Here is a 21,448-nt window from a genome sequence, read left to right as displayed (position 1 = left end):
CGTGGATGCAGGAGGGCCAGTTCACGAAGACGCTGTCGAAGTTCGCTGTCCTGGCGACGTTTCGGCTGATCGTGCCAGGTCGATTTGGGGAGGCCCACCACAGCGCAAGCCCGTTCGGGCTTGACGCGTGCTGTGACGAGTTCCTTTACCACGGCACGTTTCTCGGTGGGCGTCACCGCTTGTTCTGAATCACCTCCTTCATCGCATCCATCTCCAAGCGCTGCTGCCCCACAATCCGCAGGAGACGGGCGTTTTCCTTCTCCACCTGACGAAGCCGTTTGGCTTCGTCGGCAGTGGTGTCGCCGTACTTCTTCTTCCAGGCGTAATAGGACGCGGTGCTGCACCCGAGGTCGCGGCACAGCTCTTCGACTGGCTTTTCGCCCTTTTTGGCGTCCTGAAGCAGTTTGATGATCTGATCTTCGCTGAACTGTTGCGTTTTCATAGGAAGCCTCGCTTTCCAGCCTACGGCTGGCGGCGAGCCTGAATCTCTACTTCACTCCGTCCAGTTTTTGGGGGGCACTCCACTCGTCCGGTTAGGGCTTGCCCTTCTCCCAGCGGGGCACAGGATCAGACGCGGCCTTCACGTCCGCGAACGGCGCAGCATCGGTGGAACCAGCCCAGCGCAAGGAGGCATACAGAGCCTTACCCACGGCCAGTCGGACGCTGACACTGCCGGGAGCGAGGCCAGTGCTCTTCAGGTGACGGGCGTACCGAAAGCCCGCGTTCGCGCTGGGCCGCAGCAAGCTGACTCCAGCGGGTCCGGCCCAGGTGAGGAACGTCTCCAGCCCGATCCGGTAGGACTGCAGGGTGTGGCTGACGCGAGCACCCCGGCTCCCCTGGGTCACCAGGTACGCCTCGAGGAGCGACCACAACCCAGCCACGTCCGAATCACGCCCGGCCCGGATGCCCTCTTTTCGGAGAGTATCCAGATCCAGGCGGGCCAGGCGGTCAGCCCGACCCTGCAGGTCGAGGTTCGCGGCCAGCAGTTCCAGGGTTATGCCGGCATGCTACCGGGTAGGACGGGTGCCCATCAGATGACGCTGCTGGAACTCCTCCGGCGGTACGGGACGCCCCAGGTGAAAGCCCTGTCCCAGGGGGCAGCCCATGGCGAGGAGCGCGTCCAGCTGCTCTTGCACCTCAATGCCCTCCCCAATCGTCAATGCATCCAGCCCAGAAGCCAGTGTGACGGCGCTCTGCGCGATGGCCCGCGCTCTGCGGTCTCCCGGCAGGGACTGAATAAAGGCCCGGTCCAGCTTCAGGTGACTGACCGACAAGCGCTGCAGCTGGTACAGGTTGGAAAAGCCCTTCCCGTAGTCATCCAGGGCGACCCCTACACCCAAGTCCGACAACTGTGCAGTCAGGGCGAGGGCGTCTTCCGGATCGGCGAGCAGCGCGCTCTCCGTGATTTCCAGAATGAGCCGCTCAGGTGGAAATCCGGTCTCCCGCAAGACCTCCCGGACCTCGTCAAGGAAATGAGGCTGCTCCCACTGACGAACAGAGACGTTCACCGACAGGTCAAGCGTCACGTTGTGATTGGCTTGCCAGCGCATCCACTGCGTGCACGCTTCCCGCAGAACCCAGCGGCCGATCGGCACAATGAGGCCCGTTTCTTCTGCTCGGGGAATGAAGTGGTCGGGCGGAAGAAGCGTTCCGTCCGCTTGCGGCCAGCGGAGCAATGCTTCGGCGCCTACCACCCTGCCGCTGGCGAGTTCCACCTGCGGTTGGTAGTGCAACCGGAACTCACCCTGTATCAGCGCCTGGACGAGGCGTTGCCGCAAGGAGAGCTTCTCATTGGCCGCCCTCGTCATGTCCTGCGTGTAGAAGCGGCATTCCCCTTTGCCTGCCGCTTTGGCGGTGTACATGGCGGTGTCCGCCGCACGCAGGAGGGTTTCTGCGTCCTGGCCGTCTCCGGGGTAAAGGCTGATACCGATACAACCGCTGACTTCGAGCGTTTGACCTTCCAACACGAAAGGCTCTTCCAGGGCCTGCTGGATCTTGTCCGCCACGTGCGCTGCGTCGGCGCCACGTTGCAGTTCAGGAAGCAAAATCACGAATTCGTCTCCACCGACCCGCGCCACGGTGTCGTCCGCATGAAGCTGCTCGCACAGACGGTGCCCCGCTGTAATAAGGAAGGCGTCACCCGCTGCATGCCCGAGAGAGTCATTGATGAGTTTGAAGCCGTCCAAGTCGACCACGAGAATGCCCAGGGGCGTGCCTCTCCGCTCGGCCTGGTGAAGGGCCTGCGCGATCCGGTCCATCAGCAGGCGGCGGTTGGGAAGCCGGGTCAGTGGGTCGTGGTAAGCCATGTGGTGGCTTTGCGCCTGTGCAGCCTGCCAGTGCAATACGGCGCGGCGCAATTCCAGGGCGTCGATGACGATGGCCGCCAGGTCCTGAAGAAGCGCTTGTTCCCCGGCGGTAAAGACACGGGGGTGATGGTCAAAGACGGCGATCGTCCCAATGTTAAAGCCGTCGGGCGTGGTCAGTGGCGCGCCAGCATACGACCGGGCACCGAGGACGAGCATCGGTTCCTGAGCGAACTGCGGTGTGCGTTGCAGGTCGGCAATGGTGAACACGCCTGGGTGTTTGATCGCTTCCGCACAGATGGCGTGCTTCCGGTCTATGACACGAACGTTCGTGCCCAGGTGCGATTTGAGCCAGGTGCGTTTGCGCCCAACGAAGTTGAGGATGGCGATGGGAGTTTGCAGGAGCTGCCGAGCGAGGCGGGTGATCCGGTCGAATTCCTCTTCAGGTGGCGTGTCGAGAATGTCGTACCGGGAGAGCCGCTCAAGTCGGTCAAGTTCACTTGAGGGCGGTCGCGGGTCCATCTCCCAGTTGTGACTGTTTTTCAGTCGCCTATAAGTAATGAAGCACACATGAAGGCGGAGGTTCAGCGGGAGGGAGAGTCCTGCTCGGTTCCGAATCGATTCCTCGTTGCTGGGCTTCTACGTAATACCCCTTATGTCGCCAAACCTGATCAAAAAGGGGAGAACCCACCACTCCCCGGAAGTCTCATGCACCCCAAAACGTCCCTGGCCTTCCCCGTCGTCACCACCCTCACTTCCTGCGTCCAGACCTCGCTCCGCATGCTCGAGCAACGCCCAACTGCCGCCAACCAGGTCCTGACTGCCCGCTATCAGCAAACCCTGACCGTCCTCACCACCGAGCAACCCCTCACACCCGAGCAGGTGTAGTTGCTCCAGCAGAGCGTCAAAAGCACCCGGGCCCTGCGCGACTTCGGCGGCCGCACGGAAGTGAGCCATGCACAGCTGGGATGTCGTGCCGTTCGTCGGGCGTTGACGGAAAGAAGCCCTTTCCTACACAGCCTCTGCCTCTCCCCCAACCCTGATCCTGAGCCCTCACGCCGACGATGTTCCCCGCTTCGCTGGCACCTCATCCAAGGCTTCTCATGACTTCTGTCAGGCTCTCAGGGCGATTACTGTGCTTCCGCTGTCTTTGACGGTCCCTTCGGCTCTACTACTACAGTTGCAGTTGGCGATTGGGTCCCTCAAACACGGGAATTCTCCGGAGGTGCCTGGTGACAGAAAGCCCTTGAACAACAGGCTCCTTGGGCAACTGCAACTGCAGTACCAACTTAAAATCCGATGACTACACCACATCTGGCGTTCGAGAAGTTGATGAAAGAGCACGACCGGGCCTTCCTGCTCGCGTGCGCGGACCGCTTTGACTGGCTGGTGCGCACGCAGGCCCTGGTGGTGAAGAAGAGCAGAGCGGCCGCGCTCATGCACCTGATCTCCCATCCGGACGACTCCCCCTACCCGGCGGGCCCAGCACCCGTGGTCGCCGCGCAGCCCAAGCCAGCCCGGGCTGCGGCCTCCATGCCGGTCCTGATTGACGCCGACCCGTACAGTACGTGGGCGTCAGCGCGGAGGTGGCCGCCACACGGCTCCTGACCAGCCTAAACGTGCATTACAAGAAACTGCTCAGTGCTGGGGATCTGGACACGCTCCGGCAAGCTGTGCTGGACGGCACCCTGAATGCGGCCGATGTGGTCCGGGAAGCCGTTGAGGCCGCCGTCCAGTTGAGGCGTGAGGCCTTCGCGGCATCGTTACGGGCGCGTCTGAGGTAAATCGCAGACCTCGGTTGCACGGGGGCTGTGCGTCCTCCAACGTGCTTGATGACGCGCAGGTGGACCGTGATCGTGATGGCCGGAATGGGGGGGATGGCGTCTGGGCATTGACGGCGCCTGGTGGAGACCCTGGGGAGCCGGCCCGCGAGACGGCGGATGAAGGGGCGCCATCACTCCTAGAATATATAAAATTCCACCAGAGGTGACGCCCGCAGCGAGGGCGTCCGGGGTGGCGTGCAGGACCCGGCGTCGCTCATTGAGGACGTCAGCGGGCACGCCCGGGTGACGCTCCGCGAGCAGCGTCAAGGGCCAGGGCCCAAGGTGCACGCAGGCGATGGTGGGGAGAGGGCGGATCATGGGCATCTCCCTTCCCAGCAGTCGGGGCAGTGGTCTCCGGCGACCCACTGCGCGCACGTGCCGCACCAGCCGCAGGGAGTAGGGCGGAAGGTGACGCGTGCGGAGCGGCCGTCGAGGCGTTCGGCGGCGCGCAACAGGGCGCGGGCGGTCTCACGCATGCTCTGCGCGTGCAGGGCCGAGCGGACGTGGTAGAGCCGTGCGGGAACAAAGGTGGAAGTGGGAGGCTGCAGAGTCATCCCGGGGCGCTCCAGGAGGCGGGGGACAGGGCGCGGGGTTCGGTCGGCGGAATGGGGTACATGGTGTCCTCCTGAGGTCCCGGCAGGACCGTTGTCCCTGACATTACACTTGTGTAATATGAATATCAAGAGGCGGCGAAAACTTGCCCCGCGGCCAGCCCTCAGTCGTTCAGCAACCCCAGAACGCGGTTGCGTCCGAAACGGAGGGGAAGCGTGAGCAGCTTTGCTCCCGAAAGCGTCAAAGCGACCTCGGGAATCCGGTCGCCTTCGCTGTGCGGAAACCACGCGTTCGTGGTCACGGCTTTCCTGAGGTAGCTGCCCTGCGTCAGGAAGGCGGTGCGCCGCGCGTCACTTTCCAGAAAGCCGTGCGTAACGCGGTACATCGCGTCGAACAGGTCCACGCCCGCCACGCGGGTGAGGGCGAGCACCGCCTGCGGGCTGTACCCGTACTGGGACAGGACGCGCCGGAGCATGGGATTGGGCATCTGAAACTGCGCTGCCCCGAAATTGCAGTACGCCTCAATCCACGCCCGGTACTGCTCCGGATAGTCGGCTTCCTGAGCGAGTTGCCAACCTATGCCGCTGTCGCGCAGCACCGTATGCGCGAGCTCGTGGAAGCGGGTGAAGCTCCAGTCGCTGTAGTACACCTCGGGCTCCAGGGTGATGACCGGGCGAGGCAGGAACACGGCGCTGTTGTAGGTGCCTTCCTGCACAGCGATGTTCATGCTGGACGTCAGCGCCCAGAAGTCCGTAACGTACCCGTGGAGCCCGTGGCGGTAGTCGATCGCTTCGGCGAACTCCTGACCGTAGAGCATCAGGCGTGTCCCAACCACTGCCGAATGTCGTTGAAGTACTGAATCCAGTCCTGGGGCGACTGCGGCCCTCCACCGAAAAATCCGGCGCGGGCCAGGGCGAGCTGAACCTGCGGGTCCGCGATGCGGGGATCAATGTGTTTGTAGAGTTCACCCGCCTCCAGCAGCGCCTCGGGGATTTCACTGTCGACGCCCTGGGGAGTGCCCGCGCCGCCCTGGCCCGAGCGCATCTCCACCACAGCGGCCGGGTTGAGCTCGCGGATCTCCGCCTCGGTCAGCCGCAGGTGGGAAGCGATCTGCCCGAAGTACTGCCCGGTCGTCCAGTTGATGTGCCCGAGCACCATTCGGCTGACGTAGCTGGAGTCCACGCCCAGGGCCGCCGCAAGCTCTTTTTGCTGCATGGAAAGCCGGCGCAGGTAAGTCCTGAGCCGTTGCCCCGCTTCGCCCGCGGAAAGCGTCCCCCCACCCCTGCGGGCTGAGGTGGAATCCGCGGGCGTGGTTGTCTCGTCATTCCCCGGCACACTGCTCAGTATACAGAAAATGCATCTGACAAATCGGCTCATCTGTAATACGTTGATGACAGATGACGCATGTGTATTTAGATTTTCCGTCCACCGGCACCCTGCTTCGAGAAGCGCGGGACCGCGCGGGCCTCACCCAACGGGACGTCGCCCGCCTCGCCTTTGGCGATGAGGACCTCCAGTCCCTGGTCTCCCGCTACGAAACTGACCTGGTGGAGCCGTCGCTCGCCAACCTCAGAAGGCTCGCGCCTGTCCTGCGCCTTTCGCTCGGGGACTTTGCCGCAGGGGGCGCTGTGCCCGCGAAGGGACCCACCTGAACTCCTCCGGCGCGTTCCAGCTGCCCCCCTGAGCGCCAGGCCTCTCACTGCTGGCTGCTGGAGAGCGTCCGGTAGAGCAGGGTCAGGAGTAGGTCGGCCATGCCCAACTCGCACCGGCACCCGGCGGCGGCATCGGGCGGGTGCCGGTGCGCCTGCGAGTTCCTCACCCGCTCCACGTCGATGGCCGATCAGACGTACCTCACGGTCTCCAGGGGTTCTCCCCACAACTGCACCCTGCCTCCGCTCAGTCCTGGGCGGAAGCGTGACGCATGACAAGCGAAGACATCCGACTCTTAAGGCTCCCGGCCTGGATAGAGCGCACCGGAATCCACTCAGCGCAGGAATGCGGAGCAGGCGGTGGTCCGCATCCGGCCAGTGGGGTAAAGACGGCCCTGGTGCAGCCGCGAAACGCACCCGGGTAGATGACGCCCGCCGGAGCCACGGACCCGGAGAGGACACACGGCCTCAGAACGCATTCGCGCCCATTCCCCTCATGGCGCGTCACAGCAGGGGAGGCGGCAGGGGCCCGTCGCCAGACAGCAGAGGAGACCAACGGGCACACGCCGAGGACGGCATACGCGCAGCCCGTGACGACCCCATGCCGCGCCCACCGCTGCCGTGAGGCACCCGGAAAGGGCAGACGCACTTGTTCGTGCTGGCCTTCCAAGAGACACCGCTCCCGCACTGTAACTCCTTACCACAAGGATAATTCTCGTAGTACGGAGTTACACGGGCAGAGACTACTTTACGTCTTTAAGTTCTCGGTAGTAGCCGACCAGAGCGTTCGCATGTCCATGACCAATACCATGCTCCGATTTAAGGGTATTGACCATTTCCATGTGCTTTTTTCCCGTTAGCCCACCGAGAATTTTCATCCAGTAATCAATAGGCTGACCATAGGTCTTCTCTATGGAGGGGAAGTAGGATGCTGGGCCTTTTACCTTGGATTCTTCGGACATTGCGAACGCCTCCTGAAAGAGCTACAAAGTGGAAACAGAGTAACAGGTAGGAGAACCAGCCTCGGGAGTTCCCCCGTTCACCCGCTCTGCGGTTTCCTTCAAGAGGAGTGGAGGGCCTGATATCGTCATGTCAGACCCAGTCCAATACTCTTCCGTTATTCATACCGACCCCAGGAACGTTGGTGCCCCGTTCTTTGAATGGGGCAAACCTATGCGGGACGAGGTCGCCCCTCCTGGGCCTCGCGCAAACCAGACAACAGCACCGTGGGCTGCACACCGGCCCACACGCGCTACCACTTCTAAAATCAATGGCATGACGGCGTTCAGTCGCACACCCAACTCCCCTTCTCCACGCTTAAAGCTCAGGCGGTTGGAACGCGGAGCGGTGGCCATCTGCCTTCCCTCCACCTCCGGCATTCCCCAATCTTCCTACGCCCCTGTTGCTCAACAAACGCCCGCACGAAAACGCCGGGAGCACCTGCTCCCCCTTACCCCGCCGGAACACAACGGTGCCCTCTGGACGGCCGTTCATGCCGGGACACTCTTCTACCGCCTCGATCCGAGACGCTCACCTACTGCCGAGGACGCAGACCGCTGGTTGGCCCTGACGGGCCGGGAACCGTATTGGTTCTTCCTGAGAGGTGAGGACAAGCGGTAACGGCCGTCTCAGGAGCGGTCGCCTGCGGGAACCTGCTGCGGCGCCAACGGGGACCAACGTCACCTCAGGTGGTCGCTCCCGACTGCACGCCGTTCCAGTTCATCGCCCTCCAAGCCCTCCTCTCGCCCTGGCCTTTGCGGCTGGGGCGTCACTTTGGCCCCGCGAGCTGCGACCTATCCGGCATAACTCCTGGCAAAGCCATCCCAAATGCCAAACATCCCAGCGGTTCGGTACCCCGCCTCCAACCCAGACACTCAAAAGATGAGTCTCATTCCAAGCCCAGCTTTAGCTGTAACTCTTCACACTCTCGTCATAGCTCAGGGAAAGCTAAAGGAGGGCAGAGAAACCCACCAGAAGGGCTTTCTAGGATGACTGGAAATTCTGTTCCATCCTCAGGAGCCCCATGCAAGCCCATATCCTCGTGATCGAAGACAACCCAGATATCGCTCAAGTCCTCCAGTACGAACTTCAGGAGGGCGGGTGGGATGTCAGCACGGCGTCCACGGGGACCAGCGGCCTGATGCAAGCCCGTGAAACACCCCCGCACCTGGTCATTCTCGATTTGGGTCTCCCCGACTTCGACGGTGTGGAGGTGGCACGCCGCCTGCGCAAAACCATGGATGTCCCCATCATTGTCCTGACGGCCATCGATGCGGTGGACCGCAAGGTAGAGCTGCTGGAGGCGGGGGCGAACGACTACGTCACCAAGCCGTTTCACCCGGAAGAATTGCTCGCCCGGGTTAAAGTCCAGCTTCGGCAGAAGAAGGACGACCTCCTTTCCTTTGGTGACCTGCAGATCCATCCGGAACGGCGTCAGGTGCTCTATGACGGCAAGGAAGTACTCCTTTCCCGCAAGGAGTTTGAGTTGTTGCTGTTGCTCTCACGGCAGCCAGGCCGGGTGTACTCCCGGCAGGAAATCAGCAACGAAATCTGGAAAGGAGAGCTTTCTACCAGCTCTAACGTTGTGGATGTTCATTTTGGCAACTTGCGGAGCAAGCTGCGCGACGTTGCTGGACGAAGTTACATACGCACTGTTCGTGGTATGGGGTACGCCTTGAGAACCTCTGCCTGACGCCCACCACCCTGCGCCCTGGCCCTCGCGGCTGGGGCGTCACTTTGGCCCCGCGAGCCGCTGAAAGTCCGGCGCGACTCCGGACAGGGCCCACTTCCCCTCAGGAGGTCACTTCCGTTGCGACATCATCCCAGTTCATCGCCCTGAGGCGCGCCGCCCTCAACTCATACGTCGCTTGCGTCGTCTCCTCCGTATAAAACTCGATCAATGGGTCACGTTCATCCTGCCTCAGGTGCTCCATCGCCTCACAGTAGGAAAGGAATTCTGATGGACTCCCGAAATCCCGTACCTCTTCTTCGGCCTCCTGGTGGAGGGTGTCCTTCACTTTGGAGACATACGTGTAGTGGAGGTAACGTCTCATAAAAGACTTTACCTCACGTTCATGTGAGTGAACAAATGCCACCCCTTCGGGGAGCCAGGCAGACCACCTGCGCTCAGGGCATCAGCGTTTCAACTTCACCCCTTGAGCACCGGTGGTGGCGGCTTCAATGCCGTCCTCCCCTCGGACGCCCCCGGAAGAGTCAGGACTCGGGCGATTGGTCCTGACCCGTAAGAGCGGTACGGAGCCTCCGCTCCGGAGCACGCACCGCCTCGCGTGCAACAAGTGAGCACGCTGCTGTGGCGTGTGGCCAGGCTGCCCCACATCAGCCATACGGGGAATTCGCCTCGGGGCAGCTCCACGGCCTGGGGACTGAACGGCAGTCCTCGCCGGTTCGACTCCGGCCCCCAGCACCCCACCTCGCCCTGCACGGGAGAAACCGACGTGGGGTCTTTGCCTGGCCACCACCGTGTGCGTGGTGTTCCGGCTCAACTTCGCTCCAGGAGGTCCGTCATGTTGCCCCAGCAGCCCGGCGGGCCACACGCGACTGTTGTCTCCAACCAGGAGGTTCCCATGAAGACATCGCCGTTGCCACTGAGCTGGCGGTTTGTGCTGGGCGCGTTCTGCTGGCGCGCCCATACTCCCATGCCCCTTGCAGACGCCCGTGCTTTCAGGCGCGGCCCGGTTCGACTCCGGGAGGGAGCCCCCACATGCAATCCATCCGCTTTCTGCCCCTCCGGGACGCCCTGGCGGGCCAACCCCAACTCCACCTGTATCACCCCGGCAACCCGGACCACCTCCCTCCAGCAGGCCTGGCGCTGCTCAAGCAGATTGCGCTGGATCTCCCCGTGTATGTCGTACGGCTGCTCCAGCATTGGCCGCATTCCGTCCTGAGTCGGGTACCACACACCTGGCTGCGTGAGGGAGCGCTGATCGAGAACGTCATGGCTTACGCGGTGGCCTTCGAGCGGGACGGGCAGGCCCACCTGGAGGTGGTCGCCGTCAGCCCCCTGCAACGGCCGCCTCCCAGCATTCCAAAGCCCCCCAGACAGCGCCGTAACCCCGAGCACTCGACACCTGTGCCCCTCGTCCGGAAGCGGAAGCGAGGGAAGCGGGCGAAGTCCCACCGGTGACCATGTTTACAACCCTGCTTCCGTTCCTCAGGAGGACGCCCGTGACTGTTTTTCAACCTGGGGGCATCATCCTCGGCAAGCGGTACCGCGACGTCCACACTGGGATGGAGGGCGTCGCCACGGGCAAATTCATCTACCTGTACGGCTGCGTGCGCATCAACATCGAATTCCTCAATGACGGCAAGCTCGAAAACGAGGTGTTTGACGAGCAGCGCCTGGAGCCCGTGGACGCGGAGGAAGTGGTTCAGCCGCGAGCGACGAGCGGGGGACCCAGGAATGACCCGGCTCGCCCGGCTGTCCCTCGGCGGTGAGTGATGCTGAGCGCGAACGAAGCAGCTGCACTCCGCCCTGGCCCAGCGCTGAAGCGCCAGGCGGACGCGTATGCCGACGAGATCAGCGGGGTCCTGGTCGCGCGTGCCGCACAGGCTGGAGTGCGGAGCATCAAGTGCCAGGTCCCTCCCGTGCTCGCCCGGCGGATCTCCGAACGGCTCTTCAATGCGCGGTACGACGTGATCACCCTCACAAGCGGCGGTACCCCACAGGCCGCCTGGAAGTGGAATGGCCAGAGAATCACGGGTCCCACCTTCCCCAGGCACTTGGCGCGAAGGGACAGACAACACGCCCACCGGATGGTGGGCGGATCTGCTGCGGCGCTGGGGCCTGCTGCCGCTGGATGAGTACGGGCGCAACTGGCTGGCCGGATCGCAGGACCGATGACCTACCAGTCCTTGTTGACCTTCTTCTTGCCCACGCGGGCGTAATTGACGTAGATCGCGCTGCTGTCGACCGTGCGGTGGCGGAGGTGATCACGGACGGCGAGCAGGTCCTGGCTTTCCGTGTAAATGCGGGTGCCCGCGCTATGGCGCAAACCGTGGACCTCGCGGCCCTGGTACCGCACACCCGCCAGCCCGCACACGCGCTTCAAGGCCTTCTCCACGCCCTGCCGGGTACGGATGGTCAGCACGTGCGGCCCGTAGGTGGGGGTGTCCCGCAACCAATCGCCGATCACGCGGACTCCGGTCCCCGAGAGGGGCACTTCCTGCCGGCGCTGACGCTTGCCCGTCACGATCAGGAACGGCTCGGGCGCCGTGAGGTGCACGTCCTTCCGGAACAGCGTCGTCATCTCCGTGGCACGCAAACCGCAGTGTGCGCCCAGGATCACGATGACGGCCTCCTGAGGACCCGCGTGCAGGAGGAGCGTCGCCACGTCCTCGTCCGGGTACGGCTTACGCTTCTCCCACCGGGGGACGGGGTCGGTCGCCGTCCGTACGTCAGTGAAAGGAGCGGCGTCAGTCGCTCCGCTCCAGCGGAGAGCAGTGAACAGCGCTTTTGCAGCGGCCAGGCGGACCCGGACGCTCCCAGGGGCGAGGCCACTCGCCTCTAGATGGCGGGCGTAGCGGAATCCCGAGTTTGCGCCGGGCCGCAGGAGGCTAATCCCGGCGGGTCCGGCCCAGGCGAGGAACACCTCCAGCCCGATGCGGTAGGAGTCGAGCGTGTTCGTGCTGACGCGCGCGCCCCGGCTGCCGCGTGTAACGAGGTACGACTCGGTCAGCGCCCACAGTCCGGCCAAATCCCTGTCGCGGGCTGCCCGGAGGCCTTCTTTGCGGAGTGTGTCCGGGTCGAGGTGGGCCAGGCGATCCGCCCGGCCCTGCAGGTCCAGGTTCGCGGCCAGCAGTTCCAGGCTCATGTCCTCACACTACAGGAGAGCCCATGCACCTGGGATGCTGGAAAGGCGAGAGACAGGACATGCCTGATGGTGTTTTTGCTCTGTGTGCACTTTGAGCTCAAATCAGCCTACGAGAGGCACTGAAGAAGGACGCACCTGTTCCATCCCGAAAAACAGCGCGAATAGTTGCAGGCCTCACCACCTTGTGCTGCGCAAAGAGCTTCGTTAGGGCGCTCAATGGGATGATGACCTGATTGGTTTCACCCGGGTCAAGAATCGTAGGGTACTCGCACTCTAACTCCACTCCAAGCAGCCGGGCGTCATTCAAAAAATAGAGGCTCCGGTCATCGCCGAGGTCAAGGGCCGTGGATTTTACTTCGACGAAGCCGTGAGTGATGTTGGTTGCTTTGAGCAATATCGCGTTCTGACCGCCTATAAAGTCAAAGTCGATCTCAACGCGGAGGGAATCCATAGGCTTAGGGTAGCGAGTTGTGGAGTGGACGTTACGACCTCAGGCGCCTGTGAGGGATGGGGTTGGCAGGCAGCTCATTTTTCCAGTTGCGCGTACGTCCTACGTGTTATGGAAACTAAATTAAAGATCAGAGAAAGACAATCCCACCCCCAGGAGGACCCATGCACCCCGAACCCCAAACGGTCCCGCATCTCCCAACCTCTGTCGCCACCACCCTCCAGACCTCCATCCGCACCAGCCTGAAAGATCTCGCCCGCCAATCCACTCCCGCCAACGAGCGCCTCACTGCTCAATACCAAGCAATCCTGGCCGCCCTCCATCAACACCAACCCCTCACGCCCGAGCAACTGCGCCTGCTCCAGCGCAGCCTCTGGAGTACTCAGGCACTCGCCGAGACCGGTTGCCCGATCGAAGGCCGTCTGAGCAGGCATGACCTCGACCAGGCCCACGCCACCCTCCACCTCCACATGAACGGCGCCAGCGCTCGCCAGCTCGTCGCCTGACCGGAGAACCCATGAACGCAGCAGACCGGGCCGCCCTGGACGCGGCCATACACACCTACGCCCGCTCCAAGCCCTTCACGCCCATCATGAACCTGCAGGACATGGTGGTGGCCCTTGCGGATGACAACGTCGAGGCCCAGACCATCCTGCTCTCGGCCCTGTTCCCTGACCCTGGCAAGGCCCTCACGCCTCATCCCGTCGGCATGGCCTTCCTCATAAACCTCGACGTGCTGGACGTGACCGGTCACCAGATCTACCTGCTCGTCCAGTTGGCCGGAAGCCCGTTCCGAGCCGCTCCGAGCCGCCGCACTCGCCGCCAACGCCGTTCGAATGCAGCTCCCCATCAAGGACGAACTGCACCAGGACCTCCAGACTGCTGAGTGCGACCGGGGCCGGACGCTCGACGCGGTCCTTGAGGCCGCCATCCAGGCCATCGGCCAGCACATCCCGCACTTCCAACTGGTCGACCTTAGGCCACTTCAAGGAGGCTCCCGTGCCTGATCACTCCTCTCTCTGGAGCTGGAAGTGCGGGAGTTTTACAAGCCCCTTCTCGTCCTTACTTCTGACGCATGAGTTTCACGAAAAACGTCTGGTCTCGCTGAGCGACCTCCAACATCACCTGACGCAGTTGCGCTCCTTGCCGGACAAAGACACCCTGGGCTGCGCCCTGTCTGTACTGGGACTGTGTCACGAGATAGCCCTCTGCACGCAAATGGTCGGCATACGCGGCGAACACTTCGCTCAGTCGAGCGTTCTGCCTAAAGTTCACCTGCGTTTTCAGGGCCTTAACGTCAAGTTCCGGCAGTCCGCTCAAAGCGCGGCGAGCAATGGTGTACTGCGTGGTCGCAGTTGTCCAGTTCTGTGGGGGAACAGAGCGCAGCGCCACAGTCAGTGCTTGCCCTAACCCAGCTTGCCCTTTGACGTTGACGGGTGTCATTTCACCTTGGGCTGATGTCTGTGTTGTTAATGGCCTGAAATCTAGCGGTACCAGGCTCGCCACAGCCAGCAGCCGATTCAGACCTTGAGGCAAAGTCAGCAGAAATGTGGAGGCTTCTCCTTTTTCAGGAAATCGCTGTGAGGTGTTCGCCTTGAGGAGATTGCCCTGGGCCCGGAGACCGTTGGAGGACAGCAGCGTGACCTGATCTTGGGCATCTACGTTGAATAGGTAGACGTAGGCGTCCTTGTTGGCACGGGTATAGAACTCCAGGTGATCTCCTGGCGCATAGCTGGGGATCTGCTGGCTGTTCACGGTCCGGTTGGTGCGGATGTTGACGTTCAAGCCGGTTGGGGTCGGGTTGACGATGATGCTCTGAGCACTGAGCTGTGGAGCAGCCGTCGCATGGCCGAGTGGCAAGAGCGCCAAAAAGGTGATGTAAGGTGTGAACTTTTTCATAGTTCCACTGTGAAAGTACCGGATGACCGTAATCTGACCTCACTCCGTACCCAACTGTGCGTTCGTTTGAGCAAGCGGTCAGGTGCGGGCAGACCGTCTCTACACGTATATGGCGTAGGGGTGGCGGGATACCCGCGACCCAGTGTCCTACCGCGTGTTGTTCTCAGGAGCAAAGACGAAGTCCAGAGCGGCTTACCCCTTCTACCCGACCTCGGACCATTTCCAGTTCAGGTCGTAGCTGACAGCCATGCCATGGACAGCGGAGCGGCCTCTCTCATTTCACGCCTATGGGCAGAGCCCTCGCCCCCACAGCCAGCATGCGGTCAGCCTCGACGGCAAAGGTCAGGTGCAAGCGTGAACCCCCTGCTCTTCCTCCTCGACGCACTTGCCGGTGCGGTGGCCGCCACGGCCTGGCAACGCCAGCCTGAGCGCGAGATCGACGAGCCAGGCCTGAACCTCCGGATCTCCCCCAGCATGCCCGCACTTCCTGCACACCCAGCCGGGCACCTGGATTCCCCGCCCCTTCTGACGTTCCTGGAGGCCTCCCCTATGTCTGACCTGGCCTCCCACCGCCCGGAGATGGCCGCCCTGATGCCCGTCCACCACGAGGAGGGGCAACTCTGGGCAGACGCCCGCACCCTCCGCGTCGGCCGTGATTTCAGTACCTGGGTCCAAGGCCGCCTCGCGGAGACCGGCGCCGTGGAAGGCGAGGAATTCAGCGTTCTGGACGGCTCCCCCAATTCGGGGAGCAAGTGGGGCGGCTCTAACCGGCGTGACTACTGGCTCTCCCTCGACCTCGCCATGCTGGAACGCTCCGAGGCCGGCAAGCAGGTCCGCCGGCACTTCATTGAGGCCGAGAAGCGCCTGCGCTCGCAGCTCGTCCTCCCAGACTTCACCGACCCCGTGGTGGCCGCACGCGCCTGGGCAGACGCCATGGAAGCCCAGCGGGCCGAGCAGGCTGCCCGGCAGGCCGCAGAACAGCAGGTGGCGGTCCTCTCGCCGAAGGCGGAGACCTTCGACGCCCTGATGAGTGCGGACGGCTCATACAGCGTCTCGGACGCCGCCAAGCTCCTCGGCACCGGGCAGCGGCGGGGCGGCTATTCACGCTCCTGCGTGAGCGCCGCATCTTCCTGGACGCCCACCGCAACGGCGCGGAACACCACAACGTGCCGTACCCGGCGTACATCGACCGCGAGTACTTTGCGCTGATCACGCGCCCCGCGCGAGAGGGCAGCCGGGTCACCTACACCCCGCGGGTCACCCCGAAAGGCCTCGCCTGGCTGCAACGAAAGATGGCCGAGCAGCAGCTGCTCCCCGCTCCCCGTAAAGGATTCCCCTGGCAATGACTGACCCTCCTTCGGATTTCGACCTCATGTGGCCCCTGGAAACGCATGCGAACGCGTTCCTCGAAACCTGCCGGCAGGAACGCGAGCAACTGGTCGTGGTCGTCCTGATCGCCCGGGTGGATGACCAGGGCGAACACGACAACAGCCGCGTCGTGATCGCCAGCGAGTTCGGACCTGACCGGCGCGGGCACGCCACCCTGACCCGCCTCCTGCACGAGTACCGGCACCTGGAGGTGGGCCGTGCCGAGCAAGTCCGCAAAGCCCCGATCCCCTAAAACCCTCTTCCTGACCCCCGAGGAACAGCAGGTCCAGGAGGCCGAGGAGCAACTGCCCAGCCTTCCGGGCGTGAGTGTCCTTGCGGGCATCCTGTTCGAGCTGACCCAGGAGGCCGCGATCGACGAGAAGGGCCGCGCGAAGCACAAGCTGGAGCACGGTCTGCGCCTGGACGCCTACCGGACTGAAAAAGACATCGGGGTGGCCCTCAGTCGCACGGACGTGCCTCCTGGCGCAGACGAAGTGGGGATCGTGGTGGAAGCGCTCGGCTGGACGCACGTGCAGGAGGAGCGCAAGGAGATGGGTGGCCGGAACTGGGTCCTGCTCCAACGCGGCCAGGCTCTCCCGGCGGCGCCACCAGCCCCCGAGGCGGACGAGGACCCGCCGACGGGCAGATGCGGGAGGCGCGTGCGGCGGCCGTGCGGGACATGAAGCGCAGTGAGTTCGCCCATGTGCGCCGGCACTGGCCGGACGCGGTTCAGGCCGCGCTGGCACACACAGCTCAGGACATGAGAACGCCAGCAGCGTGCTAATGTGGCAAGTACCCTGGTAGGTCACCTACAGCTCGTGACCAAAAGGCGAACGCCCAAGTGCGGCAAACACCTGAGCGTTCATCAACCGAGAGTTTTAGAGGACTCTGAAACCGAACCCGAAAGGTTCCGGCTCGTTCCTATGGTAGCGAACATAGGAACTGGGGTCAATCACGTACAGCACACGTGAAGACCTCACGGCGTAAGCCGGAGTCCCCTCGCCCCCCGGACAGGGTGGGTTCGCTCGAGGCAAACGCAATGAGCAGGAACGACAACATGCACATCGAGGAGGGGCGCGACGACCTCCCGTTCCAGATTCACTGGGAGCTGGACGACGCCCCCCTCACCGTGGACGCCTTCCGCGTTTACGCCCACCTCGTCCGGTGCGCCGGCAAAAATGGTCTCGTTTTCCCCAGTTACCAGTCCATCGGCGAGAAATGCTTCCGCGCTTCCGTCGGCGCAGCAGCCAATTCCCGGAGCCTGCGCAACCGCGCAATGCGCGCCATGAAGGAACTGGTGGATGTCGGATTGGTCCTCAAACAGACCCGGATGCGGCAACACCGGAACAGACAGGCCGCACATGAAAACGACTCGAACAGCTACACCCTCACGCCTCGGCGGCAGTGGGTGGAAGGGCTTACGCAACGGCGGGAAGCCCTCGAAATCCTGATCAATCAGGCCAAGCAGCAAAAGCAGAGCGAGGCCCAACGAGAGGGGGGTGGCATTCCCACAGTGCTACCCCCTGGCATTCCAGGAGTACCCCCTGGCACGCTGACCGTGCCAGGGGGTGGCACGCTCAGCATGCCACCTGGCACTGTGGCTATGCCCGAAGTTATTTCAACTGAAGTTCTTCAATCTTTTGAAGTTATTTCAACTGAAGTTCAAACATCATTAAGCCCCAAACTTGACGAGCCCGTTGAGCATCCGGGTGATGACCGGGCAGCTGTCGCCGAACCCCAGGAAGGCAGGAGCACTACCCAGGGCCTGGAAGCCAGCGACGGCTTGCCCCTCACTGGTTCAGTTGAGAATGACGGGCAAGGTGAGCGGCGAAACTCCCAACCCCTTACCCCTGAAAAGGTTCCGGGCGCGGCCCTGCTCGCCCTGGCCCCGATCCCCCGCGAGGTCCTGACGTCCCGGCCTGCGCGTGACCCCGTGGGCATGCGCCAGCTGCGCGCCCTGATGTTCTGCAGCAACAAGAGCCGCCTTCCTGAACTCCAGGTGCAGCTCTCCAAGACCACCCCCTCCCGGATTCCCAGAGAGTTGTTCACCCGCCTCACCGACGCCGAGATTCAGCAGGCCGTGGACGCCGCCCGGCAGGACATGCCCCTGGACACGAAGAGCCGTGGCTTTGAGGTCCTCGCCCAGCTCGGCCTGGACCGCTTGATCGGTGAGACGCTGACCTTGGAAATGATCACGGGACAGGCGCTGGTCAGCAGCACCCAGTCCCTGAATCAACCGACGGCCCAAATCGTGGAACCGCCCCCGCCCTCGCCAGTCTCCATTGACGTGGACAGCCGCTGGGCGCACAAGCACCACGAGGACCGCGTCGTCACGGTCGTCGCGTTCGACGGTCCGAAGGTCGAACTGCACACCGGTGAGAAGCTCGCGTCGTTCCTGCTGATGAAGGATTATCGGCGGGTTCACTGAAATTCCCGTGCTGCACGGGAGAATGAAGTCCAGATGGCTGACGAGGGCAAGATCTGCTGGGTTGAAGCTGGGAGAGAGTTGGTCGGGGTCGTTGACGTCCATGTCATCCATCTCCTGACGTTGGAGTCTGTTCGAGGTGGTCGTTTGCGGATGGCCATGTGCGAGGACACGTTGTACATTTCCGCCCGGGTTGCGGGAGTGGAGATCACGGATGCGGACCGCCGTGCCGCGCGTGACCTGGGCTACTACGGCCCCCTGCCCATCCACGCCCCGGAGTAACCCCACAACCCCGTGCCAGCCCACTGGAACGGGCGCAGGAGCACACCAATATGCGCAAGAAACGCGACATCCCCACGTACGAACAAACCCATCCACCCCACCTCGCCACCGCCGAGGAACTGGCCGCCGAAGGTCTCAAGATCACCCGAGATCTGCTCCCCGCCGCCCTGTTCAAGTTCAAGGCGCCTGACCTCGAACGCATGAGCGCCCTGTACGAGCGCTCCGAGTGCGTGCCGATCGATCAGAAACCGGAGACCTCGTGACCTCGACACCCCAGTTGCCCCTCGTCAAGCACGTCCCGGAGGGGATGGCAACCAAAACCACTGAAACAAGGCCTACGCCTGAACAGCGAGCCGGTAGCGCAGTGGGAGTGGTACAAGCACGGTGGCCGCAGTTCCGGGTGGCAGCGCACGGACCTCTACCGGGTGGCAGACGCCGCGCCTCCCACCCCTGAGCAGCTCACGGCGGAGCGGGAGCACCGCAATGCCCTGGCGCGTGAACGGAGGGCCCGTGAGAAGGCGTTTCAGGCGCACGTCCTAGGGCGATACCAGCAGGAGCATGCGGCGGCCGTCGCCATGTTCCGCCACATGGCTACAAACCCCAACCTGGTCGTGCTCGACACGGAAACCACTGGACTGGAAGGGCACGTCGTCGAGATCGCGGTGGTGACCTTGCGGGGTGAGATGCTGCTCGACACGCTGATCAAGAACATCGAGTCCATCGAGCCGGACGCGCAGCGGGTCCACGGAATTACCGAGGCGATGCTGGCGACGGCCCCGGGCTTCCGTTGGGTGGCCCCCACATTCGGGACGCGTTGCGAGGCCGGACGGTCGCTATCTACAACGCGGACTTCGTTTACCAGCGACTCAAGGCCACGCGGAAAGCCCATGGGCTGGAGAACGGGGTACTAGTACTACAGTTGCAGTTGGCAATTCCGTCTCTCAAACACGAGATTCTCGGGAGGTGACTGGTGACAGAAAGCCCTTGAACAACAGGTGCCTGGAGCAACTGCAACTGTAGTACTAGTGGGTCACTTGCCACGGGTGCCTGGTTTGCCGAGCTCGGGGATGTCGAGGGAACTTCGGCCAGGACAGGTTTCCGTTCTCTCGTCCTTCAGGGGTCTGAACGCCTACGCCTGTGGCAGGTGACCCACTAGTAGTCTGATCCAGAAAAACGTTGACAGTTGGGGAGAATGCCAGGAGGGCACGGGCTGGGCCATTCTCCTCTGCAAAAATGTCAAAGGACCTCTGAATCAGACCACTAGGGCGTGTAGGCCAAGGGGTTGAGTTCAGCGGATAAGTCTCTGCGCGGCCACACCGTAGGCTGTGAGGTGATGAACGTTATTGTCGCTCCTGATGGCCGTGCCGCACTATGGGCCGCTCTTCTGACCTTGCCGGTGACCTGGGATTGGAATGACCTTCCCAAAGGTGGTGTGACGCTTCCCAGCGGCCTGCACTTCGAATACCTCCAGGTGGACACAGACACCTTCTGCCTGTATATGACCCTCCTTGAGTCCGAACCCTTCTACACGCAGCTCGAGGACGGCGAGGGCGACTTCACCGACGAGGAGCGCGACAACCCCGACCTGGGTATCGCGCGGTATCACGATGAGGCGGACAAGCAGTTGCAGGCCATGGTGGTGGAAGCCACGAACGTTCTCGGCGAGCCCGATGAGCGGCAGGCAGGCGCAAGCTGGCTGCTGGAAGACAGGACGATCTACCTGAGAGACGTGCAGTGGGACAAGGAGACCCCAATCGAGGTGGGCGTGGTGCTGCTGCCTCCGGGGGTCGCGCGGGTCTCCCTGTGATGTCCAGCCTGGAGCTGGGTCGAACAGGAGATGAGCGGGACCGACGTCAACGATCAGCACTGTGCAGCTTGTCCTCCGGTACATACATACCCTTGGCCTACACGCCCTAAACCGCTCGGCCACCAGCTGCGTGATGAACGGGTATGCCGTGCTGAACGGCAATTACGACCCGGAGGACCAGGAATACCGGTGGGTGAAGCTCGCCCTGGCCTGCGACGACATGGGTGTCGAGCAGCAGGGGCAGGCGCACCGGGCCCTCGGGGACGCACTGACCACGGCAGCCCTGATCCGTGCGGTGACCGAGCACAACTGGACTCCGCCGGCGGAGGCTCCACCAGGCATGTTTGGCGACTACCGGGATTGAGCGTTTTGCCTGGATCTCCGGTAGAGCAACGACGCTTCGGAGATCTGGCGGATTACTCCAGAGGTCTGCCAAACTTCGGGCCGCGTACTGCGTGAGCGCCTGCTTCTATGGCATCAGGGAGCCTAACTTTTGGGAATAGATCCCGGAGTAGCCGAATGACAATGAGCATGCTTTGTCCCTCATCAGCAGCCGCGCGAGCCATTTCATCAGGCTTCCACTCTGGCCTCTGCTCAAGGAGGCCCTGGAAGCGCTGCAGCGTTTCGCTGTACGGCTCTCCGGTCACGCCTCCTCCCCTTTCTCTTCATAGTGAAGGTTCAGGGGCCTGCCGTACTTGGCGCCATGGATCGCGTAAATTGCCGCTCCTTTAGCTTCAATCAGCGAAACCCCAAAGAGGTCACAGAGTAGGCCCATCAAGATGAGCACGCTTTGCCCCTCATCGGCTGCTGCACGTACCAGTTCATCTGGCCTCCACTTAGGTCTCTGTTCGAGGAGGCCCCGGAATCTGCTGAGGGTTTCGCTATACGTCTCTGCTCTCACTACGTTCCGCCTCTCTACCGCCGGGGGTCAGTTGTTCGCCCACAGTTCCCCTCGGAAGATTAGACCGTCCCCAGCTGGACGCCCACAGAAGGGGCAGAAGTAGATCAGGTTGCCCTATCCCCCGATGGGTCCGGCAGGATGTACACCGCGCGTTCTGTCC

The 21,448-nt window shown here is 62.9% G+C and carries 35 protein-coding genes (2 of these 35 only partly in view); 22 read left to right on the top strand and 13 right to left on the bottom strand.

Annotated elements, in window-relative coordinates:
* On the bottom strand, positions 1-11 hold the beginning of the coding sequence (locus B9A95_RS37090; RefSeq protein WP_425429941.1) for an IS3 family transposase. It extends 220 nt beyond the left edge of the window; only the first 11 of its 231 coding nucleotides appear in the window; the start codon lies at positions 9-11; the stop codon falls past the left edge of the window.
* On the opposite strand from B9A95_RS37090, the gene B9A95_RS35400 reads away from it, so the two are divergent.
* Positions 1-188: the 3' portion of a hypothetical protein gene (locus tag B9A95_RS35400; RefSeq protein ID WP_245808266.1), read on the top strand. The gene continues 49 nt to the left of window position 1, outside the view; only the last 188 of its 237 coding nucleotides appear in the window; its start codon lies beyond the left edge, outside the window; its stop codon occupies positions 186-188. The two genes, B9A95_RS37090 and B9A95_RS35400, sit on opposite strands and share 60 nt — an antisense overlap.
* Here B9A95_RS35400 and B9A95_RS12035 read toward each other — a convergent pair.
* The 3 genes from B9A95_RS12035 to B9A95_RS12025 form a co-directional block, all read right to left on the bottom strand.
* Positions 173-442 carry a transposase gene (locus tag B9A95_RS12035; RefSeq protein WP_084047518.1) on the bottom strand — a complete coding sequence of 90 codons (270 nt, stop codon included), beginning with the start codon at positions 440-442 and terminating at the stop codon, positions 173-175. The two genes, B9A95_RS35400 and B9A95_RS12035, sit on opposite strands and share 16 nt — an antisense overlap.
* Before the next feature lie 91 nt (positions 443-533).
* Complete coding sequence (locus B9A95_RS12030; protein ID WP_245808265.1) at positions 534-881, bottom strand: site-specific integrase; 348 nt, start codon at positions 879-881, stop codon at positions 534-536.
* 126 nt (positions 882-1,007) lie between these two features.
* Positions 1,008-2,825 carry a putative bifunctional diguanylate cyclase/phosphodiesterase gene (locus tag B9A95_RS12025; RefSeq protein WP_084047516.1) on the bottom strand — a complete coding sequence of 606 codons (1,818 nt, stop codon included), beginning with the start codon at positions 2,823-2,825 and terminating at the stop codon, positions 1,008-1,010.
* A gap of 186 nt (positions 2,826-3,011) precedes the next feature.
* Between B9A95_RS12025 and B9A95_RS12020 the strand changes: the two genes are divergently transcribed.
* The 3 genes from B9A95_RS12020 to B9A95_RS33635 all read left to right on the top strand — a co-directional run bounded on the left by B9A95_RS12020 (position 3,012) and on the right by B9A95_RS33635 (position 4,087).
* A complete protein-coding gene (locus B9A95_RS12020) occupies positions 3,012-3,191 on the top strand; it encodes a hypothetical protein (protein WP_084047515.1) in 180 nt (59 codons plus the stop codon).
* Positions 3,192-3,602: 411 nt separating this feature from the next.
* Positions 3,603-3,911, top strand: coding sequence for a hypothetical protein (locus B9A95_RS12015; protein ID WP_139806729.1), 309 nt, complete (start codon positions 3,603-3,605; stop codon positions 3,909-3,911).
* An 11-nt stretch (positions 3,912-3,922) separates the two neighbouring features.
* Positions 3,923-4,087, top strand: a complete 165-nt coding sequence (locus B9A95_RS33635) for a hypothetical protein (RefSeq protein ID WP_170928607.1) — start codon at positions 3,923-3,925, stop codon at positions 4,085-4,087.
* Between the two features lie 353 nt (positions 4,088-4,440).
* Here the strand turns inward: B9A95_RS33635 and B9A95_RS32160 are convergent, their stop codons facing one another.
* From B9A95_RS32160 to B9A95_RS12000, 3 genes are all read right to left on the bottom strand, one after another.
* Positions 4,441-4,680 (bottom strand): hypothetical protein, encoded by a 240-nt coding sequence (locus tag B9A95_RS32160; protein WP_139806728.1) that lies wholly within the window; start codon positions 4,678-4,680, stop codon positions 4,441-4,443.
* Positions 4,681-4,841: 161 nt separating this feature from the next.
* On the bottom strand, positions 4,842-5,495 hold the full coding sequence (locus B9A95_RS12005; RefSeq protein WP_084047512.1) for an ImmA/IrrE family metallo-endopeptidase: 654 nt from the start codon (positions 5,493-5,495) through the stop codon (positions 4,842-4,844).
* Positions 5,495-6,013 carry a helix-turn-helix domain-containing protein gene (locus B9A95_RS12000; protein WP_245808264.1) on the bottom strand — a complete coding sequence of 173 codons (519 nt, stop codon included), beginning with the start codon at positions 6,011-6,013 and terminating at the stop codon, positions 5,495-5,497. The genes B9A95_RS12005 and B9A95_RS12000 overlap by 1 nt, the downstream gene beginning before the upstream one ends.
* Before the next feature lie 62 nt (positions 6,014-6,075).
* Between B9A95_RS12000 and B9A95_RS11995 the strand changes: the two genes are divergently transcribed.
* Entirely contained in the window at positions 6,076-6,330 is a 255-nt protein-coding gene (locus B9A95_RS11995) for a helix-turn-helix domain-containing protein (protein ID WP_084047510.1), read from the top strand.
* Positions 6,331-6,374: 44 nt separating this feature from the next.
* On the opposite strand, the gene B9A95_RS36255 is transcribed toward B9A95_RS11995, so the two are convergent.
* Both B9A95_RS36255 and B9A95_RS11990 read right to left on the bottom strand, forming a co-directional pair.
* Entirely contained in the window at positions 6,375-6,497 is a 123-nt protein-coding gene (locus B9A95_RS36255; RefSeq protein ID WP_281255852.1) for a hypothetical protein, read from the bottom strand.
* Between the two features lie 573 nt (positions 6,498-7,070).
* Positions 7,071-7,289, bottom strand: coding sequence for a DUF4287 domain-containing protein (locus B9A95_RS11990; RefSeq protein ID WP_084047509.1), 219 nt, complete (start codon positions 7,287-7,289; stop codon positions 7,071-7,073).
* Positions 7,290-7,602: 313 nt separating this feature from the next.
* On the opposite strand from B9A95_RS11990, the gene B9A95_RS32155 reads away from it, so the two are divergent.
* Positions 7,603-7,947 (top strand): hypothetical protein, encoded by a 345-nt coding sequence (locus B9A95_RS32155; protein ID WP_139806727.1) that lies wholly within the window; start codon positions 7,603-7,605, stop codon positions 7,945-7,947.
* Positions 7,948-8,350: 403 nt separating this feature from the next.
* On the top strand, positions 8,351-9,019 hold the full coding sequence (locus tag B9A95_RS11985; RefSeq protein WP_084047508.1) for a response regulator transcription factor: 669 nt from the start codon (positions 8,351-8,353) through the stop codon (positions 9,017-9,019).
* A gap of 100 nt (positions 9,020-9,119) precedes the next feature.
* Here the strand turns inward: B9A95_RS11985 and B9A95_RS11980 are convergent, their stop codons facing one another.
* Positions 9,120-9,380: a hypothetical protein gene (locus B9A95_RS11980; protein ID WP_084047507.1), complete on the bottom strand. Its 261-nt coding sequence runs from the start codon at positions 9,378-9,380 to the stop codon at positions 9,120-9,122.
* Positions 9,381-10,048: 668 nt separating this feature from the next.
* Between B9A95_RS11980 and B9A95_RS32150 the strand changes: the two genes are divergently transcribed.
* From B9A95_RS32150 to B9A95_RS11965, 3 genes are read left to right on the top strand one after another with little or no spacing between them, the layout of a single operon-like run.
* On the top strand, positions 10,049-10,471 hold the full coding sequence (locus B9A95_RS32150) for a hypothetical protein (RefSeq protein WP_139806726.1): 423 nt from the start codon (positions 10,049-10,051) through the stop codon (positions 10,469-10,471).
* A gap of 41 nt (positions 10,472-10,512) precedes the next feature.
* The gene (locus tag B9A95_RS11970) at positions 10,513-10,782 is read left to right on the top strand and encodes a hypothetical protein (protein WP_084047505.1); all 270 of its coding nucleotides are present in this window, start codon (positions 10,513-10,515) and stop codon (positions 10,780-10,782) included.
* Between the two features lie 3 nt (positions 10,783-10,785).
* A complete protein-coding gene (locus tag B9A95_RS11965) occupies positions 10,786-11,148 on the top strand; it encodes a hypothetical protein (protein ID WP_139806725.1) in 363 nt (120 codons plus the stop codon).
* Positions 11,149-11,189: 41 nt separating this feature from the next.
* On the opposite strand, the gene B9A95_RS11960 is transcribed toward B9A95_RS11965, so the two are convergent.
* Complete coding sequence (locus B9A95_RS11960) at positions 11,190-12,158, bottom strand: tyrosine-type recombinase/integrase (RefSeq protein WP_084047503.1); 969 nt, start codon at positions 12,156-12,158, stop codon at positions 11,190-11,192.
* Positions 12,159-12,255: 97 nt separating this feature from the next.
* Positions 12,256-12,609, bottom strand: a complete 354-nt coding sequence (locus B9A95_RS11955; RefSeq protein WP_084047502.1) for a hypothetical protein — start codon at positions 12,607-12,609, stop codon at positions 12,256-12,258.
* Between the two features lie 161 nt (positions 12,610-12,770).
* Here B9A95_RS11955 and B9A95_RS11950 point away from each other — a divergent pair, with 161 nt between their 5' ends.
* Together B9A95_RS11950 and B9A95_RS11945 are read left to right on the top strand one after the other, a co-directional pair.
* The gene (locus B9A95_RS11950) at positions 12,771-13,112 is read left to right on the top strand and encodes a hypothetical protein (protein WP_084047501.1); all 342 of its coding nucleotides are present in this window, start codon (positions 12,771-12,773) and stop codon (positions 13,110-13,112) included.
* Positions 13,113-13,123: 11 nt separating this feature from the next.
* On the top strand, positions 13,124-13,492 hold the full coding sequence (locus tag B9A95_RS11945) for a hypothetical protein (protein ID WP_084047500.1): 369 nt from the start codon (positions 13,124-13,126) through the stop codon (positions 13,490-13,492).
* 176 nt (positions 13,493-13,668) lie between these two features.
* On the opposite strand, the gene B9A95_RS11940 is transcribed toward B9A95_RS11945, so the two are convergent.
* Positions 13,669-14,505: a DUF4384 domain-containing protein gene (locus B9A95_RS11940; protein WP_084047499.1), complete on the bottom strand. Its 837-nt coding sequence runs from the start codon at positions 14,503-14,505 to the stop codon at positions 13,669-13,671.
* A gap of 354 nt (positions 14,506-14,859) precedes the next feature.
* Here B9A95_RS11940 and B9A95_RS11935 point away from each other — a divergent pair, with 354 nt between their 5' ends.
* The 10 genes from B9A95_RS11935 (at position 14,860) to B9A95_RS11895 (ending at position 20,751) form a co-directional block, all read left to right on the top strand.
* Positions 14,860-15,714 carry an antA/AntB antirepressor family protein gene (locus B9A95_RS11935; protein WP_245808263.1) on the top strand — a complete coding sequence of 285 codons (855 nt, stop codon included), beginning with the start codon at positions 14,860-14,862 and terminating at the stop codon, positions 15,712-15,714.
* Complete coding sequence (locus tag B9A95_RS37085; protein WP_425429940.1) at positions 15,615-15,851, top strand: phage antirepressor KilAC domain-containing protein; 237 nt, start codon at positions 15,615-15,617, stop codon at positions 15,849-15,851. Before B9A95_RS11935 ends, B9A95_RS37085 begins: the two co-directional genes overlap by 100 nt.
* Positions 15,848-16,126, top strand: coding sequence for a hypothetical protein (locus tag B9A95_RS11930; RefSeq protein WP_084047498.1), 279 nt, complete (start codon positions 15,848-15,850; stop codon positions 16,124-16,126). Before B9A95_RS37085 ends, B9A95_RS11930 begins: the two co-directional genes overlap by 4 nt.
* Positions 16,092-16,556, top strand: a complete 465-nt coding sequence (locus B9A95_RS11925) for a hypothetical protein (RefSeq protein WP_084047497.1) — start codon at positions 16,092-16,094, stop codon at positions 16,554-16,556. The genes B9A95_RS11930 and B9A95_RS11925 overlap by 35 nt, the downstream gene beginning before the upstream one ends.
* Positions 16,557-16,912: 356 nt before the next feature.
* Positions 16,913-18,301 (top strand): helix-turn-helix domain-containing protein, encoded by a 1,389-nt coding sequence (locus tag B9A95_RS11920; protein ID WP_139806724.1) that lies wholly within the window; start codon positions 16,913-16,915, stop codon positions 18,299-18,301.
* A gap of 156 nt (positions 18,302-18,457) precedes the next feature.
* A complete protein-coding gene (locus tag B9A95_RS36250) occupies positions 18,458-18,580 on the top strand; it encodes a hypothetical protein (protein ID WP_281255851.1) in 123 nt (40 codons plus the stop codon).
* A gap of 50 nt (positions 18,581-18,630) precedes the next feature.
* Complete coding sequence (locus tag B9A95_RS11910) at positions 18,631-18,843, top strand: hypothetical protein (RefSeq protein ID WP_084047494.1); 213 nt, start codon at positions 18,631-18,633, stop codon at positions 18,841-18,843.
* A 324-nt stretch (positions 18,844-19,167) separates the two neighbouring features.
* The gene (locus tag B9A95_RS11905) at positions 19,168-19,491 is read left to right on the top strand and encodes a 3'-5' exonuclease (RefSeq protein ID WP_212648313.1); all 324 of its coding nucleotides are present in this window, start codon (positions 19,168-19,170) and stop codon (positions 19,489-19,491) included.
* 422 nt (positions 19,492-19,913) lie between these two features.
* Positions 19,914-20,387, top strand: a complete 474-nt coding sequence (locus tag B9A95_RS11900) for a hypothetical protein (RefSeq protein ID WP_084047492.1) — start codon at positions 19,914-19,916, stop codon at positions 20,385-20,387.
* Positions 20,388-20,448: 61 nt separating this feature from the next.
* Positions 20,449-20,751, top strand: coding sequence for a 3'-5' exonuclease family protein (locus B9A95_RS11895; RefSeq protein ID WP_084047491.1), 303 nt, complete (start codon positions 20,449-20,451; stop codon positions 20,749-20,751).
* Positions 20,752-21,448 lie beyond the last annotated feature (697 nt).

This window comes from Deinococcus hopiensis KR-140, assembly GCF_900176165.1.
GTDB lineage: Bacteria > Deinococcota > Deinococci > Deinococcales > Deinococcaceae > Deinococcus > Deinococcus hopiensis.
The sequence above is the reverse complement of the archived record's forward strand: the minus strand, read 5'-3'. Positions and strand labels throughout refer to the sequence as shown.

Coding starts and splice junctions, on each gene's coding strand:
- B9A95_RS12015 (WP_139806729.1), top strand. CDS start 3,603: ATGACTACACCACATCTGGCGTTCGAGAAGTTGATGAAAGAGCACGAC.
- B9A95_RS11910 (WP_084047494.1), top strand. CDS start 18,631: ATGCGCAAGAAACGCGACATCCCCACGTACGAACAAACCCATCCACCC.
- B9A95_RS32150 (WP_139806726.1), top strand. CDS start 10,049: ATGCAATCCATCCGCTTTCTGCCCCTCCGGGACGCCCTGGCGGGCCAA.
- B9A95_RS12035 (WP_084047518.1), bottom strand. CDS start 442: ATGAAAACGCAACAGTTCAGCGAAGATCAGATCATCAAACTGCTTCAG.
- B9A95_RS12005 (WP_084047512.1), bottom strand. CDS start 5,495: ATGCTCTACGGTCAGGAGTTCGCCGAAGCGATCGACTACCGCCACGGG.
- B9A95_RS11990 (WP_084047509.1), bottom strand. CDS start 7,289: ATGTCCGAAGAATCCAAGGTAAAAGGCCCAGCATCCTACTTCCCCTCC.
- B9A95_RS12020 (WP_084047515.1), top strand. CDS start 3,012: ATGCACCCCAAAACGTCCCTGGCCTTCCCCGTCGTCACCACCCTCACT.
- B9A95_RS11995 (WP_084047510.1), top strand. CDS start 6,076: ATGACGCATGTGTATTTAGATTTTCCGTCCACCGGCACCCTGCTTCGA.
- B9A95_RS11900 (WP_084047492.1), top strand. CDS start 19,914: ATGAACGTTATTGTCGCTCCTGATGGCCGTGCCGCACTATGGGCCGCT.
- B9A95_RS11930 (WP_084047498.1), top strand. CDS start 15,848: ATGACTGACCCTCCTTCGGATTTCGACCTCATGTGGCCCCTGGAAACG.
- B9A95_RS11945 (WP_084047500.1), top strand. CDS start 13,124: ATGAACGCAGCAGACCGGGCCGCCCTGGACGCGGCCATACACACCTAC.
- B9A95_RS32155 (WP_139806727.1), top strand. CDS start 7,603: ATGACGGCGTTCAGTCGCACACCCAACTCCCCTTCTCCACGCTTAAAG.
- B9A95_RS11965 (WP_139806725.1), top strand. CDS start 10,786: ATGCTGAGCGCGAACGAAGCAGCTGCACTCCGCCCTGGCCCAGCGCTG.
- B9A95_RS36250 (WP_281255851.1), top strand. CDS start 18,458: ATGTGCGAGGACACGTTGTACATTTCCGCCCGGGTTGCGGGAGTGGAG.
- B9A95_RS11955 (WP_084047502.1), bottom strand. CDS start 12,609: ATGGATTCCCTCCGCGTTGAGATCGACTTTGACTTTATAGGCGGTCAG.
- B9A95_RS11905 (WP_212648313.1), top strand. CDS start 19,168: ATGGCTACAAACCCCAACCTGGTCGTGCTCGACACGGAAACCACTGGA.
- B9A95_RS32160 (WP_139806728.1), bottom strand. CDS start 4,680: ATGACTCTGCAGCCTCCCACTTCCACCTTTGTTCCCGCACGGCTCTAC.
- B9A95_RS11985 (WP_084047508.1), top strand. CDS start 8,351: ATGCAAGCCCATATCCTCGTGATCGAAGACAACCCAGATATCGCTCAA.
- B9A95_RS12025 (WP_084047516.1), bottom strand. CDS start 2,825: ATGGACCCGCGACCGCCCTCAAGTGAACTTGACCGACTTGAGCGGCTC.
- B9A95_RS11950 (WP_084047501.1), top strand. CDS start 12,771: ATGCACCCCGAACCCCAAACGGTCCCGCATCTCCCAACCTCTGTCGCC.
- B9A95_RS11940 (WP_084047499.1), bottom strand. CDS start 14,505: ATGAAAAAGTTCACACCTTACATCACCTTTTTGGCGCTCTTGCCACTC.
- B9A95_RS11920 (WP_139806724.1), top strand. CDS start 16,913: ATGAGCAGGAACGACAACATGCACATCGAGGAGGGGCGCGACGACCTC.
- B9A95_RS11960 (WP_084047503.1), bottom strand. CDS start 12,158: ATGAGCCTGGAACTGCTGGCCGCGAACCTGGACCTGCAGGGCCGGGCG.
- B9A95_RS11980 (WP_084047507.1), bottom strand. CDS start 9,380: ATGAGACGTTACCTCCACTACACGTATGTCTCCAAAGTGAAGGACACC.